General features: G+C 57.4%; 14 protein-coding genes. 6 read left to right on the top strand and 8 right to left on the bottom strand.

Going from position 1 to position 16357, the window contains the following annotated elements; translation table 11 throughout:
• Nucleotides 1–47: 47 nt before the first annotated feature.
• The 3 genes from minE to minC are packed head-to-tail and all read right to left on the bottom strand — an operon-like array spanning nt 48 to nt 1905.
• The gene (gene minE / locus ACZ5FP_RS18920; RefSeq protein WP_464663590.1) at nt 48–311 is read right to left on the bottom strand and encodes a cell division topological specificity factor MinE; all 264 of its coding nucleotides are present in this window, start codon (nt 309–311) and stop codon (nt 48–50) included.
• The gene (minD, locus tag ACZ5FP_RS18915) at nt 308–1123 is read right to left on the bottom strand and encodes a septum site-determining protein MinD (protein ID WP_223614465.1); all 816 of its coding nucleotides are present in this window, start codon (nt 1121–1123) and stop codon (nt 308–310) included. Before minD ends, minE begins: the two co-directional genes overlap by 4 nt.
• A gap of 29 nt (nt 1124–1152) precedes the next feature.
• Complete coding sequence (gene minC / locus ACZ5FP_RS18910; protein ID WP_464663588.1) at nt 1153–1905, bottom strand: septum site-determining protein MinC; 753 nt, start codon at nt 1903–1905, stop codon at nt 1153–1155.
• A 368-nt stretch (nt 1906–2273) separates the two neighbouring features.
• Between minC and ACZ5FP_RS18905 the strand changes: the two genes are divergently transcribed.
• Genes ACZ5FP_RS18905 through ACZ5FP_RS18895 form a run of 3 tightly spaced genes read left to right on the top strand, consistent with a single transcriptional unit; the run spans nt 2274 to nt 6945 of the window.
• Nucleotides 2274–5099 carry a xanthine dehydrogenase family protein molybdopterin-binding subunit gene (locus tag ACZ5FP_RS18905; RefSeq protein ID WP_464663586.1) on the top strand — a complete coding sequence of 942 codons (2826 nt, stop codon included), beginning with the start codon at nt 2274–2276 and terminating at the stop codon, nt 5097–5099.
• Nucleotides 5096–5641, top strand: coding sequence for a (2Fe-2S)-binding protein (locus ACZ5FP_RS18900; RefSeq protein ID WP_463012558.1), 546 nt, complete (start codon nt 5096–5098; stop codon nt 5639–5641). The genes ACZ5FP_RS18905 and ACZ5FP_RS18900 overlap by 4 nt, the downstream gene beginning before the upstream one ends.
• A gap of 11 nt (nt 5642–5652) precedes the next feature.
• Nucleotides 5653–6945, top strand: a complete 1293-nt coding sequence (locus ACZ5FP_RS18895; protein WP_464663584.1) for a c-type cytochrome — start codon at nt 5653–5655, stop codon at nt 6943–6945.
• 191 nt (nt 6946–7136) lie between these two features.
• Here the strand turns inward: ACZ5FP_RS18895 and ACZ5FP_RS18890 are convergent, their stop codons facing one another.
• Nucleotides 7137–7487 (bottom strand): YciI family protein, encoded by a 351-nt coding sequence (locus ACZ5FP_RS18890; protein WP_464663583.1) that lies wholly within the window; start codon nt 7485–7487, stop codon nt 7137–7139.
• A gap of 318 nt (nt 7488–7805) precedes the next feature.
• Between ACZ5FP_RS18890 and ACZ5FP_RS18885 the strand changes: the two genes are divergently transcribed.
• From ACZ5FP_RS18885 to ACZ5FP_RS18875, 3 genes are all read left to right on the top strand, one after another.
• Complete coding sequence (locus tag ACZ5FP_RS18885; RefSeq protein ID WP_464663581.1) at nt 7806–8780, top strand: DUF2971 domain-containing protein; 975 nt, start codon at nt 7806–7808, stop codon at nt 8778–8780.
• Nucleotides 8781–8969: 189 nt separating this feature from the next.
• Complete coding sequence (locus tag ACZ5FP_RS18880; RefSeq protein ID WP_464663579.1) at nt 8970–9992, top strand: LLM class flavin-dependent oxidoreductase; 1023 nt, start codon at nt 8970–8972, stop codon at nt 9990–9992.
• Nucleotides 9993–10169: 177 nt separating this feature from the next.
• Entirely contained in the window at nt 10170–10901 is a 732-nt protein-coding gene (locus ACZ5FP_RS18875; protein ID WP_464663577.1) for a response regulator transcription factor, read from the top strand.
• A gap of 142 nt (nt 10902–11043) precedes the next feature.
• On the opposite strand, the gene ACZ5FP_RS18870 is transcribed toward ACZ5FP_RS18875, so the two are convergent.
• From ACZ5FP_RS18870 to ACZ5FP_RS18855, 4 genes are all read right to left on the bottom strand, one after another.
• Nucleotides 11044–12483, bottom strand: a complete 1440-nt coding sequence (locus tag ACZ5FP_RS18870; RefSeq protein ID WP_464663575.1) for an HlyD family type I secretion periplasmic adaptor subunit — start codon at nt 12481–12483, stop codon at nt 11044–11046.
• 11 nt (nt 12484–12494) lie between these two features.
• Nucleotides 12495–14210: a type I secretion system permease/ATPase gene (locus tag ACZ5FP_RS18865; protein ID WP_464663573.1), complete on the bottom strand. Its 1716-nt coding sequence runs from the start codon at nt 14208–14210 to the stop codon at nt 12495–12497.
• A gap of 97 nt (nt 14211–14307) precedes the next feature.
• Nucleotides 14308–14886 carry a PE-PGRS family protein gene (locus ACZ5FP_RS18860; protein ID WP_464663572.1) on the bottom strand — a complete coding sequence of 193 codons (579 nt, stop codon included), beginning with the start codon at nt 14884–14886 and terminating at the stop codon, nt 14308–14310.
• Nucleotides 14887–15213: 327 nt separating this feature from the next.
• The gene (locus ACZ5FP_RS18855; protein ID WP_464663570.1) at nt 15214–16293 is read right to left on the bottom strand and encodes a hypothetical protein; all 1080 of its coding nucleotides are present in this window, start codon (nt 16291–16293) and stop codon (nt 15214–15216) included.
• Between the last annotated feature and the right edge of the window lie 64 nt (nt 16294–16357).

Here is a 16357-nt window from a genome sequence, read left to right as displayed (position 1 = left end):
TTCATCCACTGGTTTGGCGTTTGCCCCGACCCCTTCTCATGTATCCATCAAGCAGCCCGAACTCCGGCTTTCAATGGAATCTCGATGTCGACCTCCAGCATCGAAACCTGATCATCACTGTTCATTGTCACGCGAACTTTTTCCCGATCGATTTGTATGTGCCGCGTGACGACTGCCAGGATTTCTTCCCTTAACAGAATGACCAGGTCGGAATGCCCGTGCGATGCACGTTCATGGGCAAGCAGAATCTGCAGACGCTCGCGTGCCTTGGGTGCCGAAGCTTGCTTATTGAAGAAACGGAAAATGCTCATGCTGCCCTCCGTCGGAATATTTTGCCCAACAGACCGCGCTTTTCACTGGGAATGGTGACAGGGATCGTTTCGCCGGCGAGGCGCCGTGCGGCATCCATATAGGCCAAAGCCGGTGCGCTATCCTTGTCAGCCAGGGTTACCGGCGAACCGATGTTGGATGCGCGCAGGACGTCCTGGCTTTCGGGAATGATGCCAAGCAGCGGAATGGATAGAATTTCGAGAACGTCTTCCACCTTCAACATATCGCCGCGTTCCGCCCGGTTTGCATCATAGCGGGTTAAAAGGAGATGTTTTTCCATTCTCTCACCGCGTTCGGCCTTGAGCGTCTTTGAGTCGAGAAGGCCAATAATCCGGTCTGAATCCCGAACCGAGGAGACTTCCGGGTTCGTGACGACGACTGCAATGTCGGCGTGGCGCATCGCCAGCGTCGCCCCGCGTTCAATGCCTGCCGGGCTGTCGCAAATGATCCAGTCAAAGGATTTCTTCAAATCTTCGATGACCTTTTCCACACCCTCAGCCGTGAGATTGTCCTTGTCGCGGGTTTGGGATGCAGGCAGCAGGAAGAGTGTATCGAGCCGCTTGTCGCGAATGAGCGCCTGGGGCAATTTCGCGTCGCCCTGGATGACGTTGACCAGATCGAAGACGACACGGCGTTCTGCACCCATAACAAGATCGAGGTTCCGTAATCCCACGTCGAAATCGATGACAACCGTCCTCTCATTGCGCTGAGCAAGTGCCGCGCCAAGTGCGGCGGTTGACGTTGTTTTACCAACGCCTCCTTTGCCCGAGGTAACTACCACCACTTTTCCCATATTTTTTCCTACCTTCCTCGAGCCCTGATTCAACCAAATGCCTCTGCCAGTATGGTGTCTCCCTCGAGCCACAGCTGTACAGCTTTCCCGCGAAGCCGAGGTTCCAAATCCTCGGCTGTCTTGTAAAGGCCATCTATGGCCAACAGTTCTGCTTCAAGTTTGCGGCAAAAAATGCGCGCCGATGCGTTGCCGGCCGAGCCGGCCATAGCTCTGCCTCGCAGCGTGCCATAGACATGGATAGAGCCACCCGCGACGACTTCAGCGCCCGAGGCGACCGATCCGATGATGGTCACATCGCCCTCCGGAAAAATCACCGATTGCCCCGATCGCACAGGCTCCTTGATGATAATCGACGGCATCACGCGGACCTGAGCTCCACTGGAAGCGTTCGCCGACGTTAAAGGAGGCTTGGCGTTTCCGCTGCGTGGTTCGATTGCCGTCGTTGCTGCGGGAGCCTGGAAATCCGTCGCGGATTTCCCGCCCCGCATTGCCGGTGGCATACCGGGAGCAAGCAGTGACGGGCGGGCACCTTCCATGCCCATGATCGATACCCCGCGCTTGGCAAGCTCTTCGATCAGCAGCGTCAGCCCAGCGCGGTCGGTTTGCAGGTTCTCAACGTCGAGAACAATCGGTTTACCCAGGAAGAACCCCGCAGAACGTGATGCAAGGTCGTCCAGTTGGAGCAGCCAACGATCGATCGGCGCTTCGGGCGAAAGCACAAGGGCAAGAAACGACCGGCCTTTGAGGCGTATTGGTTGAGAATCTGTTAGCACTTTGTTCATCTAAGTTAATTTTTCGTTCCGGCGGTATAGGCGGCGAATGGTTAACAGATGGTTAATTTCCGCCGATTTCACACAGGTGAAAATCTGCAATCCGGTCCATGCACGGAGGAAGCAGGCGGGTCTCGCTCGACCGATTTTGCCGGATGAGTACCGCCCCGAAAGCTGTCCCAAAATGATCTGAAGTTTGCCCGCGGCACCACAATCCTATTCGGCCCTGATATACGGGAAAGCTGCAAGTCCATCGCAACACATGCAACCTCCTTTCAGAAGCAACTGCATGTATTATTTGACTCCGAAATTGCGTCCGCTGTATCTATACGTCAGGCTGCGCGCTACACTGCCTGCAATTGTTTGGAGGAGGGGGAGACATGAAGCCCAATGTTTCGCGTAGAACCTTTATCAAAGGCAGCGTCGCGGCAGGCATCGCCATCAAGGTGTCTTTTCTCTCAGCGCCGGCGCAGGCTGCACTCATTCAAACGCCCCCCTCACCCGGGCCCGACTGGCTAAAGGCAGACGGTCGGCCGAAATTCCGGCTCGACGCCATCGCCAAGGTCACAGGCGAAAAGACCTTCGCCCGCGATTACCGTGCCCGCGATCTTGAAAACTGGCCGAAGGCGCAGGCGCACGCCTTCATGCTGCACGCGACCAAAGCGGATCGCATATTCGAAGGCATCGATTTAAGCCTTCTCGGCGACGACTTGAAACCCGACCGCCTCGTTCTTCACGAAGATCTCGTTGCCGACAACCTCACCATCCCGGGCGACGGCTTTTATGGTGACGTATTCTTCGTGCCAAAAGGGCAAACCGCCCGGCTGCTGGGGCAGCCGGTCGCACTTCTCGTCTATCATGACTTCGCCCGCTACGACGCGGCCAAGCGGCTGATACGCTTTGACGATACGGTGGTTCGCTATGGCGGCAAGGCGCCTTACAGCCATCCGGCGCACTATGGCGCGGCGCGTTATGTACGCATCGACGGCGGCACGCCTGATGCGGATGACCGATACTCATCGCTGAAGGATGCTGTGATCTATGGCGGTTTTGCCGGTGATGAACCGGCGTGGCCGGCAGCGGGCGACGGCAATGCCATGGCACGCGGCATGGCTGCCGCTGCGCAGATCGAGAAGGAAATCGGCGACGCCGGCAACGACCTGCTGGTCTTCAAACACAAATATTTTTCGCAGTCGGTCGACGCATCCGCCATGGAGGCGGACAACGGCAATGTCTGGTACGATGCATCAACCGGTATCCTTCACATCATGATGGCGACGCAGTCGCCTTATGAAGTGGCCGAGGTCTCGGCAAGCCTCGTCTCCAAATCGAAATTCCATCTCAAGGAGGTCGACCTCAAGGTCGGCTATACCGTCGGCTACGGCACCAAGGATCATTCCATCTTTCCGTTTTTCTGCGTTCTGGCGGGCCTCTACGGCGATGGCCGGCCGGTACGGCTTGCCAATGATCGCTACGAACAGTTCCAGATGGGACTGAAGCGGCACGCGTTCTGGATGGACAACACGCTGGTCGTTGACCGTCAAACCGGCCAGTTCCGCGCCATGACCGGCCATTTCAAGAACGACGGCGGCGGGCGCCCCAACTTCTCGTTTTCAGTGGGCTTCGTCGGGGCAACGGCGGCGCAGTCGATCTACTATCTGCCGAAAAGCGACTTTTCTGCCGCAGCCATTGCCTCGCGCGCTGTCGACGCGGGCTCGACGCGAGGCTATGGCACCCTCCAGTCGATGTCGGCGACCGAGATGATGGTCGATGAGGTCGCCGAAATCCTGAAAATGGATGCGATCGACCTCCGGTTGAAGAATGTTTTCAAGTCCGGAATGAAGAATACACAAGGGGCGATCCCCGCGGGCGCGCTGCGCAACGAGGAAATCCTGCTCAAGGCGCGCGACCATCCGCTGTGGACAAAGCGCGCCGAGAAGAAGGCCGCGTTCGATGCCGCCAATCCCGGCAAGCGCTACGGCGTTGGTTACGGTCACGTGCAGAAGGACTATGGCACGGGCGCGGAATCGGCACTCGCAGCGCTTGAGTTCGATGCATCGGGCCGGATCAGGTTCGCGCATGTGGCACATGAGATCGGAACCGGCACGACCACGTCGCAGGCGATCATGGTTGGCGACATTCTCGGCCGCGTCCCCGACGAGACGGAGTTCGGCAAGGTGCGCTGGCCGCAGATGCCGCTCGAAACCTCCGAAGAGCCATACACCATGTCTCAGGAAGACGAAGACAAGCACAGCCAAAACCCGCGCTGGACGCCAAGTTTCACTTCGCCGATGAGCGCGACCAACAGCGTCTATTATCTCGGCCATGCCACGCGGCAGGCGGCGCATGCGCTTGTCGACCTTGCTATTTGGCCGGCAGCCAAGTCGCTGTGGTCGCGCGGCATCGGCGGCGGATCGATGACCCCCTACACCGTGCGGCGGGAGGACATCCGGCTTGAAAACGGCCAGGTGAACGCGGGCGGACTGGCGCCGCTCAGTTTCGAGGCGGTTGCAGCCGAAGCGCACCGGCTCGGTCTCGTCACCGGCGTGACGGTCCATACCTTCAACCGCTGGCAATGGACGGAAGCCGAATTCGACATCCCGAATGCAGGACGGGTGCGGCTTCCAATCGATGCGCTTGCGGTGAAATATGGCGATGGCGCCTCCGCCGAAACCAGAACGCTCATGACACTGGACGGCTGGCAGTTCGTCAACCGGGCAGCGATTCACTATCCGCCCACCCAGCGCAACAATGCCGGCGTCACCTATTATGCGCCGATGGCGACACTGGCCGAAATCAGCGTCGATACGGCGACAGGCGAGGTAACGCTGCTTGCGCACCACTCGATCATGGAGTGCGGAACCCAGGTCGTCCCGGAACTGGTCTCCGGGCAAATCCAGGGTGGCATCGCCATGGGTATCGGCCATGCGCTGAAGGAGTATCTGCCGCTATACGAGGACGGTCCCGGCGACGGCACCTGGAACTGGAACCGCTACGAGCTGCCTCGTTCCAAAGACGTGGCAGTCTGGACCCAGACTGCGGAAATCCTCGCGCCGCTTTCGGAGACCGACCCGCCCAAGGGTATCGCCGAGGTCGTGATGATTGCGGTGGTGCCGGCGCTTGCCAACGCGGTGGCGCACGCCATCGGCAAGCGCTTCTACGATTTGCCGATTACACCGGAAAAGATACGGGGAGCGCTGGCATGACCCTGGCCACAAAGAAGCTGTCGCTGACCGTCAATGACAAGGCGATCGATCCCGTCGACGTGCCCGAGGGCATGATGATGCAGGATTTTCTCTACGAGTATCTCAATCTCACGGGTTCGCGCATGGGCTGCGGGCAAGGCATCTGCCATGCCTGCACGGTGATCGTGGAAAGGGATGATGGTACACTCGATGAGGTGCGCACCTGTATCACGGGTGCGCATTGGTTCAAGGACAAAAAGGTGCGCACGGTGGAGGGGCATGCCAGGCGCGATGCCTCTGGCGCCATTGTCGAACTCTCGCCAATTCAGCAGGCCTTCATCGAGAATTTTTCGTTCCAATGCGGTTACTGCACGCCGGGTTTTGTCACCGGTGCAACCGTTTTCATCGACCAGTTGAAACGAAAGCCGATCGCCAGGGCCGATCTGGAGCAGGCCATCACTGAAGCGCTTGATAATCATATCTGCCGCTGTACCGGTTACGTCCGCTATCACCAGGCCGTGCGCGACCTGGTGCTGAAGACACCCGGCCTCTTGAAAACCTGAGGGAGTAGTCCATGACGTTGCGTAGGCTACTCTGGATCATGGCGATACTGATCGTGTGCGGCGGTCTGGTTGCGGGCAGCGTTTTTGCCGGTCTGTTCGAGAAAAGCGCCGTGGCCAAGGACATCGAGCAGCCCCTGACTGCGGACCAGATGAAAGCATTGGCGCAACGCGGCGCCTATATCGCGGTTGCCACGGATTGCTATGCCTGCCACACGGCAAAAAGCGGGGCTGCCTGGGCCGGCGGGCTGCCGATGCAAACGCCGTTCGGCACGATCTATTCCAGCAATATTTCGTCCGACAAGGAGAATGGTATCGGCAATTGGACCCGGTATGAGTTCCAACGTGCTGTTCGCGATGGTATCGGCAAGGACGGGAAACATCTCTATCCGGCAATGCCCTATGCCTCCTACCGGCAGATGACAGCGGAAGACGTCGATGCGGTCTATAGCTATCTGATGACGCGCGAACCCATGCCGGTGAAAAACAAAAGCAACGACCTGGCATTTCCCTTCAATATTCGCCGCACGCTGACCTTCTGGAATCTTGTCAACCTGCCCGGCGCAGTGCCGGCAAATGATCCGGCACGATCCGCACTATGGAACAGAGGCCGATACCTGGCCGATGCCCTCGCCCATTGCGGCGAGTGCCACACACCGCGCAACCTGATGCAAGGCATGCAGCAGACGCGGTATCTGCAGGGAACGATCATTGAAGGCGTCTTAGCGCCCGACATCACGAAGGATGGGCTGACACGCATGGGATTTGACGTCCCTTTGCTGGCGAGCTTTATGAAGACCGGCATTTTCGCCGGAGGTGCGATGACCAACCAGATGTTCGAGGTAGTCCATTTCTCGACACAGTACATGACCGACGACGATATGCAGGCACTCTCGGCCTACCTGTTCAACCTCGATGCCGTGCCGGACCAATCCACGCCGCCACCAGCGCCCAAGCCGATCAATGTGGCTCCCGAGCTTGCAGCGTCGGCACGGGGAACTTATCTCAACCTTTGCTCGGGCTGCCATGGCGCCCAGGGCGAAGGTATTCCGCATGTCGCGGTTCCGCTGGCCACCAACACGTCACTGCGCATCAATGACGCGCGCAATTTCGTCCGCACAGTCCTGCATGGCATTCCCGCACAGCGTTTCCCGGGTCTCGAACGCATGCAGCCGATGCCAGCGTTCAAGGACCAGCTGACGGACCAGCAGGTAGCGGATCTTGCCAACTGGGCACGGGCAACATGGGGTGGTCAGGAAACGAACGTCAAGCCGGCCGACATTGCCTCGATCCGTCACAGCAATTAAAGGCAACCCTGTTGCCAACGGTCGCAAACGACGTGTGGCCCCTGACGGCTTTCCTTTGAGTAAGCCAGTTCGCGCAGCATTCTCGCCAGGCTGGCGATCAGTCGGGGTTACCCGCGCCGCCAGATGGCGAGAGCACCCGATGAATGTCGGCGGCCGTCACGGCCACCGACCGGATGAGCGGTTTTTTTGTCTCAAGGGCCGGCGAACGCACGAACCTCGCACGTGCCTTCCCATCCCGGCATGAAGTCCTTGTGCAGCTGCATGAACTCGACCGCCGACGCTACGGCCTCGTCCTTGTCGGCAAACTCCATGATTGCATAGCCGCCGATGACCTCTTTTGCTTCAACAAAAGGGCCGTCAATGACGCTGAGCTGCCCGTTTGCTATGCGCACCTGCGCACCCATGGTGACTGGTGTGAGTCCGCCCATGTCGAGCATGCGGCCAGCCTTGATCTCCCGGTCGGCGAGCTTGTTCATCGCCTCCATGAGTTCCGGCGTGGGAGGTTGGGAGTGGGCGGATGTGACGATTGACATGAATCGCATTTGACAATTCCTCCTTCGGCGAGCTGCGGGCACCATTGCCGCTGAACTGGCTCACTTATCAAGACAACGATCCAGCTCTTGCCAAATCGACATCCGCATTGAAAAAAATCGCACTTGTCTCAAGGTTGAGGGAATACACAATGCAAGATCGGGCTTTTGACATGGCGTTATGGCCGCCAATACTCCTGTTTCGCGATGCTCGACCATACACGATTTAGAGCCCAGCCTGGCTTTGAAATACCTTCTCCCGTAAAGGAATGCGCGCTAAACACGTACAGATGAGTTGGCGGTTTCGCGCCGAATCCAGGGGAAATATCTATGGAAAATTGGGATCCGGCCGTTATCAAAATGCTCAGCATCTTCATGCCGAGCACTTTTGAAAGCCGTGCAGCAATCAAACCGGAATCTCGGTTCGTCCATTACACCACGTCGAAAAATCTGCTCCAAATTCTTGACAGTGAAGAGATCGAGTTCAGAAACACCCGGGATATGAACGATCAGCAAGACATCGAGACCGGCTTGGAAAGACTGCAGCACTGGATCGACCATTCAGGCAGTGCTGCGCTCGCTGACGCGCTTGATCGATGTGCGCCGGGCGTCTGGAACGAAGGCGTAAAGAAATTTCAGGACTGGATGCCGGGTTTGAGAAACGAGTCCTATGTCTTGTCTGTAGCCGAACACGATCCCAACGAGAACAACACCGGACGCCTGTCGTTGTGGCGAGCCTTTGAAGGGGATGCAACCGGTGTTGCGGTCGTCGTCGACACGTCGCCGTTCATGCAGGTAGCACAGGCGCTGAAAGCCTATTCGAGCCCGGTTGCGTACTGGACAAGACAGCAGTTCGCTGGAGAGTTTGAAACCGTCACTGCGTCCATATTGGACAATCAGCAATTCATATCCCAGACCAACAGGCCCGTGCTACGCGAGATTATATTTTTGATGCTGCTTTTTGCGGCCGTATGTTCCAAACACCCTGGCCTTCGCGATGAGCGGGAATGGCGAGTCTTGACCAACCCGCTTCTGTGGCCTTCGCCCATGCTTATCAAACACAACCCTGCTGTCGAGGTCAGCAACAGAACGATCTATAAACTGCCACTCAAAAATCGGCCAACGGAGAACATCACTGGATTGGAGTTTCCTCAGCTGATCTCGCGGGTCATTATTGGCCCCACAATGAATGCCGACGCCATCCGGGAAGAGATCGTGTCAAAATTGGCGGAGAAAAACGTCCCGCAACCCGCGGCGAAAGTGATCATGTCCAAATTGCCTGTTCGCGCGAAAGCGATGGGGTAACACAGCGGAACACCAAGCTTGCTTGCCGCGTGGTCTGCCATCCATTGCCGCGCGAAAACTGTACCTATGCACGCGCCTCTTGTGCCACTCTTCGAACACTGTGTTCAACGCACTTACAACCATTGGTATCCGGCCCCATATTGAGCGCTCCGCGAGCGACGGGGTTTGCTCCTTTTCAGGGATGATATCATGAAGAAGATCGGTTTTCTTTCGTTCGGCCATTGGGCGCCTTCACTCCAATCGCAAACCCGTTCAGCCGGAGACGCTCTTCTTCAGTCGCTCGACTTATCTGTCGCCGCCGAGGAGCTTGGCATGGATGGCGCCTATTTCCGTGTGCATCACTTTGCCCGGCAATTGGCCTCCCCCTTCCCGCTATTGGCGGCAATTGGAGCGAAAACCAAAAATATCGAAATCGGCACCGCTGTCATCGATATGCGCTACGAGAACCCGTTCTATATGGCCGAAGATGCCGGTGCGGCGGACCTGATCTCGAACGGCCGGCTGCAGCTTGGGCTGAGCCGGGGCTCCCCGGAACAGGTCATCGACGGCTGGCGTTATTTCGGTTATCAGCCAAACGATGGCGCCACCGATGCTGACATGGGGCGTCAACACGCCGAGGTTTTTCTGAGCCTGCTCGGGGGTGAGGGGTTTGCTGAACCAAATCCGCGACCAATGTTTCCGAATCCGCCCGGTATGCTGCGCCTCGAACCGCATTCCGAAGGCCTGCGAAAGCGTGTCTGGTGGGGCGCCGGTTCGAATTCGACGGCGGTCTGGGCGGCCAAGCTAGGAATGAATCTCCAAAGCTCCACCCTTAAGAATGATGAGTCCGGAGAGCCATTCCATATTCAGCAAGCGGCGCAAATACGTGCTTATCGCAACGCCTGGAAGGAAGCGGGCCACAATTGGACACCGCGTGTTTCCGTCAGCCGAAGCATCTTTGCATTGATGAATGACCGCGATCGCGCCTATTTCGGAAATGGCAGCAAGGAAGGAGACTCGCTTGGTTACATTGATGAAAACACCAGAGCCATTTTCGGCCGCAGCTATGCAGCCGAGCCCGAAGCGCTTGTGAAACAGCTTGCGCAGGATGAGGCCATCGTGGAGGCGGATACTTTGCTGTTAACGGTGCCAAACCAGCTGGGCGTCGATTACAATGTACATGTGCTCGAGGCAATCCTGACGCACGTTGCGCCCGCGCTCGGATGGAGGTGACGGTATTCAGCGAAGTTCTCCGAATACTGGGAGTTGGACGGAAAGCGTATATAGACCAATTGATGTATATCGATGTAGAGTGGGAGCTAATCCCCCTATAGTCATGACATGAAGGAAGAACGGGAATAGTATGCGCTGCTAAAATGGATTGGAATACATCCAAATAGGGAGCAACACGTGTCCATCGGTCAAGATACAAAACGCCGCAAGGCACACAATACGCCGACGGTAATCGTTATAGAACAACATACACTCGTGCGCACAACGATCATCCGGCTCCTCCAGGATGAACTTGCGGGCTGGGACTTCATCGACATGGTCTCTGTCAAGACTCTCGATAGTGCTCTCGGGATGGATGTGCATCTCATCGCACTGGACATGGCTGGAAGAACTCTCGACAGCGCAAGTCTCTGCTACGATCTTGATGTAATTAGAGACATGTTTCCTGAGGCTTCGATCGCCCTTCTCTCCAACATGGATGATACGTTGGTCGCCTCTCAAGCACTTGAGATGGGCATTCGCGGCTACTTCACAACCTCAGTTCCGATCGACGTCGCCCTTGCGGGTATGCGGCTCATCCTTGCCGGTGGTGTTTTCTATCCGCACCCGTTTGTCGCACACGCGAACGCGTCGGCGATGCGCAACAAGTCCCCGGACAAGCCGCGCAGAATAATCGAAAACAACGCACACTATATGTCGATTGCGGATTTTACCCCGCGCGAAGCGGATGTTCTTGCCGAACTACAATGCGGACATCCCAACAAAGTCATTGCGTGCAAACTAAATCTTTCGGATCATACAGTGAAAATGCATTTGCAGCACATCATGCGAAAATTGCAGGTGCAGAACAGAACCGAAGTGGTCGCACGGCTCGGTCAAAGGGTAACGTCAGACATTCCCGCGCAGTAGCTCCCGGACTATTTTGAGTGATGCCTTCTCCGGAATCCTCAAGCGCAGTCAATAGTCCGGAACATGCCCGACGACGCCCCTTGCAAGAAGAGCCACCAATCCCTTCGCGCAACACCATCCGGATCGCTCCGCTTACTGTCGGTCAATCCTCGCGAAACGCGCGGGTGAAGCTGTCTAGGAGCGGCCTGACCGCGTAAAACGCCACACTGCTCTCCCCGGTTTCGATCAGCGCCTGCGCAGGCATGCCCGGAATCAGCGCAACATCGCGCATCTTCGCCAGCCGTTCGTCGGTCACGCGAATTGTCGCCGCGTAGTAAGCTTGGCCGCTTTGCTTATCGACGAGACGATCGGCGGAGACGTATTCGACCACACCTTTCAGCAATGGTACGCGACGTTGATTGTAGGGAAGCAGATGAATCTGCGCTTCGAGTCCAGAATGCACGCGGTTGATATCTTCTGGCCGCACATGTGCGGACACAACAAGACTGCCGTTGCGCGGCACGAGATCGACGAGCGGCTCGCCAGCGCCAATAATACCGCCGGCGGTATGGATGCGCAGGTCAATGACCACCCCATCCTCGGGCGCTCTGATTGCGGTCCGCGTGAGTTGATCGTCGATTGCCCGCAATCTTTCGCTCAGTTGCAATATCTGACTTTCAGTATCGCGAATGCCTTGAGCGACTTCGTTTAGCCGGTCACTTTCGATTTTCACAAGATAGGCCTGGCTTTCACTGATGACCTGGTATGCGCGTGATATCTGGGCGATAACTTCGCCGAGCTGGCCATCGAGATCCGCTATTTCCCGTCCCAGAACAAGGAGCCTGGTCTTTCGTTCAAGCCCCTTGGCCGCCAACGGGGAGACGGCATCAAGCTCTTGCCGCGCGATTTCCACCCTCTGCGTCAGCGCCGCTTTTTGCGCCATCAGACCAGAAATTTCCTCCTGCACCTGATCCATTTTCTTCTGCGTGATGGCGATCTCGGATTTCATCACCAGACGGCGCGTCTCGAAGATGTGATCTTGACCGTCGAGAATGCCGTTGATTGCCGGATTGGTCACTCTGAGGATTTCGAGATCCGCACCGTACATAACGCGGTCACTGCCCTTCTGTTCTGCACTGAGGCGCGCGTGACTTGCCTTGGCATCCCAGAGCTGTCCCTGGAGACTGTCGCGCTCCGAGCGTGATTTCGTGTCGTCAAGCTGGAAGAGAACCTGGCCAGCTTTCACAGCGTCGCCGTTCTTGACGAGGATTTGCCGCACGATACCGCCTTCCAGATGCTGGATAACCTTGCGGCTCGTTTCAGGCTCGACAACACCTGCAGCGATGGCCGCGCTTTTGAGTGGCGCAAAGATCGACCAGGTGCCAAGCCCAATAATGAAGACACCGATCAGCAGGTTGCCTAACAAGGCAACATTTCGAAGCCTCGGCATCGGGGAAGCAGGTGCCAGCGCCCCGCTGGTTGGTCCCGCGATTGGCACATAGACGAAGTGCTTCTTGTTTTGATCCGACTTGACGATGGCATGGCGCAATGTGTTGAGCACACCTGAAAACTTGAGCGGTATATCGAACTGAACGAGGGCCATTTCGCTGCCTCCTATGTCCCCGTTCGCGCTGGTGGCTGAAGGTACGTGTCGTAAATTTCGTCACTGTCTCCGAAAGCATCGATGGTGCCGTTTCGCATGATCGCAATTTTGTTGGTGACTGGAAGAACACCCAACCGGTGCGTGATAATGACGACCGTCATCCGCTTGGCTCGCATGCGTTGGATCGCATTGAACAGGACACGCTCGCCATCATAGTCCAGGCTTGAGTTTGGATCGTCAAGCACAACGAGGGCTGGATTGCCGTAAGCCGCCCTCGCCAGTCCGAGCTGCTGTCGTTGTGCGCGCAGGAGCAAGCTGCCGCCCTCGCCGATGTCGGTCTCATAGCCCTGCGGCAAGCGCATGATGGCTTCATGCAGGCCGACAAGCTTGGCCGCTTCGATTGCCTTGGCGGAATCCGCGCCATCAAGCCGGCCGATTACTTCCTTGATCGCGCCGCCAAACAATTCGATGTCCTGCGGCAGGTATCCGATATGGCGTGTACCGCCGCAAAGACGCAGCGCTGATATATCCACGCCGCCAAGCAGAGCGCTTCCACTCGTTGGCTGCAGAACGCCGGCCATGATCCGCCCAAGCGTCGATTTGCCGGATCCCGATGAGCCGATGAGCGCCACACAATCGCCGGGTGCGAGGCGCAATGAAACATCATTCAATATGTGCCGGTCGGCATACGGCACCGCGAAGCTCACGTTCTGAAGCACGAGGCTGCTGGATTCAGGCACCGGCACCATGCGCGAGCCGGCATCCGATGCGACAGCAACCAACATTCTGTTGAGACGGTTGAAAGCGTTACGCGCATAAGCAAAGGAACGCCAAGCGCCGATCGCACCCTCGATCGGTGTAAGCCCACGGCCCAGCAACAGGCTGGCAACGAAAATAATGCCAGGGCTGCTGCTCTCCGCTAGCACCAGCCACGTGGCGGCGCCCATCACCAGAATTTGCGTCAGGGTGCGGATGGATTTCGAGAATCCAAGAATGATCTCGGTCCGGTGCATTGCGTTGTCCTGCGCTATTCTCGCAAACTCCGCATCGCGGTAGACAACCTGCGCGGCGCCGTCCTGCATGCCCATTGCCCGGACCACCTGGATGTATTTTAGCGCCATTCCGAACCGGGAGTAGCTCCGCGCCAGTGCCGCGCTTGCGTGGGTCAGCGGTTCATGCGTGGCGAGCTCGGTTAGAAGGGCAAGAAACAGCAGCGCAAGTGCGCTTAAGAGGCCAATTGCTCCAAGCAGCGGGTGAACGAGAAAAAGCAGAAGCAGGAAGACGGGCGCCCAGGGGATGTCAAAAAGCAGCGCGCTCGCCGGGGAATCGAGAAATTGGCGCAGCGAAGCAAGATCCCGATAGCAATCGGCGGCAACATTCGTATTGACCCTGGCTGCATATTCGAATGCGGCGGTAAGGACAACTGGCCGCAGTCGATGATCGAGCCAACTGCCGATACGGGTAAGCGCAGCACGGCGCACGATATCGAGTACCGATCCAACAACAACCGCGACAGCGATGACAAGGGTCAACATCAGCAGCGTGTCGGTGCTCCGGCTCGACAGGACGCGGTCATAAATCTGGAGGAGATAGATCGACGGTGCGAGTAGAAAGATATTGTAACCGCAACTGTAAATGAAAACCAAACCAAAGGCTCCTGCGCAGGCGCGAAGGGCCACGACCAGATGCGTCGGTTGGCGCTCGGATTGTATGATATTCGTTGTCATTATCAGATCTCGGTTTTCGCGGTACTGACAAGGCAAACACCTGGCCGTCGATGAGGATCGTCGGTTTGAACCCGGCGATCCTCACGGGCCGGAAGCGTCAGATCAAATGGCTCAGATCAAGATCGACGTGACTATGGTCGAAATGATCGAGAGTATTTGATACGGACTGAGTCGTCGTTGTGGGATCGGTGTGAACCACTGCAGCCGAGATATCGCCACCGCGTGCAATATTGCCATTACCGCCATTGCCGCCGACGCCGGCGAGAATAGTGGCATGCTGATCTGCGAAGAATTGAGTGTTCTGGGTAGCAGTCGTTGCTGCAGAAACTGCGGCTATGTCACCACCACTGCCGTTTGTCTCGCTCCCGTTCGAGGTGGAAGCGCCGCCAGCGCCGCCAGCGCCATTGTTCGTGATGGAGGAAAGGGTTCCGTTCTCAGCTTCAGCTGAGCCACCGTGGCCACCAGGCCCCGCGCCCCAATCTGCAGTTTGCCAAACGTGATCGCCATTGTGCAGATCCGTATCTGCGCCATATACCGTCTGTGAATTGGCGACATACGCACTGGGATTGTAATTGATGTCTCCGTAGCTATAGCCGTCGCCGCCGTTACCGGCACTTGCGTCGCCTGCGTTGGAATGATTGAGCTGGATCGTGTCAGATAATTGTGGAACAGGCATAACTTTACTCCCTTTACAGTCTGTGTTTCTCCCACGTCCTGGTGCCCAGCGATGTCATCGCCAAGCAAGATAATCGCCCGAGAACAGTGCTCGCCATTTACATTGCGAGCTAGCTAGATATTCGGAGACGTTCTTTTGGGGAGGGTGCGGCTGCATTAGGGGGCGAATCGCCAAAACACCCGACCGGCTATAGCCGCGTGCTAGTGCGCGCCCCGTTCAGGCAATGCCGGCACTGCTGGCATTTCATTGCATTCGAGAGGGAAATGGGTGGAGGTTGGCTTGCGAGGGGGCACGCAGATCCGCAGCCATATCCGGTGGATCATGTGCTCACACATGAATGAACGAGAGAATGTCGTCTACCAGCGCTGAATGGGCATGCGAGATGTCGCCGCCATGACCACCGATGCCTGCCATTTGCAACGCATGCTGATCGTAAAGAACGTGATCAAGTTGTTGCGCATCGGCCGTGCCGCCGGCGGGTACAGCGATGTTGATCGGATGGAAATATCCTATGTTCACATCCACCATGCTGCCGTTCGAAAAGCCCGACCCGCCACTTCCCGATGAATGGTTGCCGGTGAAAATCGTATCGGAACTCAGATTGAAACCGCCGCCATTGCCTCCAATGCCCGCGATCTGAACGGCGCCCTGATCGAAGATTGCGTTGTTGGTCTGATGGGCCTCAGCCGAGCCGCCTGCCGCACCGACCGCAATATTGATCGGCGAGAAAATGGCTACGTTCAGATCGATCATGCTACCGATGAAATAGCCGTTGCCGCCATGCCCCGCATACAGATCGCCGCTATAGGTGAGCGCAGTTCCAGACCCGCCCGGGGAATCATGGATCGTTGCATTGTGATCGCCGCCCGAGCCGCCGATCCCGCCAATCTGGGTGGTACCCTGCAACATGGCCGAATTGTTCGATTGATCGGCAATCGCGTGTGAACCCGGCCCCCCGGCTACGGCAACATTGACCGGGACAAAGCTTCCGACATCCGAACTTACCATACCGCCGTAGAAAATCCCGTTGCCGCCACTGCCGGCATGATGGAGAGTGTCCCCACCGCCGCCGCTGAGTGCAGCGTTGCCGCTACCCCCGTTCCCGCCCATGCCAGCCATTTCGGTGGAGTGCTGATACATCAAGGAATTGTTGCCCTGCTGTGCCTCAACCACGGCGTGCGGACCTGCGATTGCCGCATTTGAAGGCGCGAAGATTGCCATGGGAGTGCTGCTTATGACGCCAATCGCGATGCCATCGCCGCCGCTACCGGCCGAACTGCTCGGCATAACCTCCAGGGGAAGCCACGTTGGGACGAGCGCCAAGTGCCCCGAGGCGGAACCCGGAATCGCATTCTGGCTGGTGCTCGTGTTGAACACCCCTTCCGCTATGGGACGATTATCCGCCATCGTCGTTACTCCACCCCAGTTGCAACCACCCGCCTCGCGAAGCTCTGCGGAACGCATGGTTCGA

The sequence above is a fragment of the Phyllobacterium sp. T2-21 genome (assembly GCF_055378485.1).
This window is presented reverse-complemented; position numbering and strand designations above follow the sequence as displayed.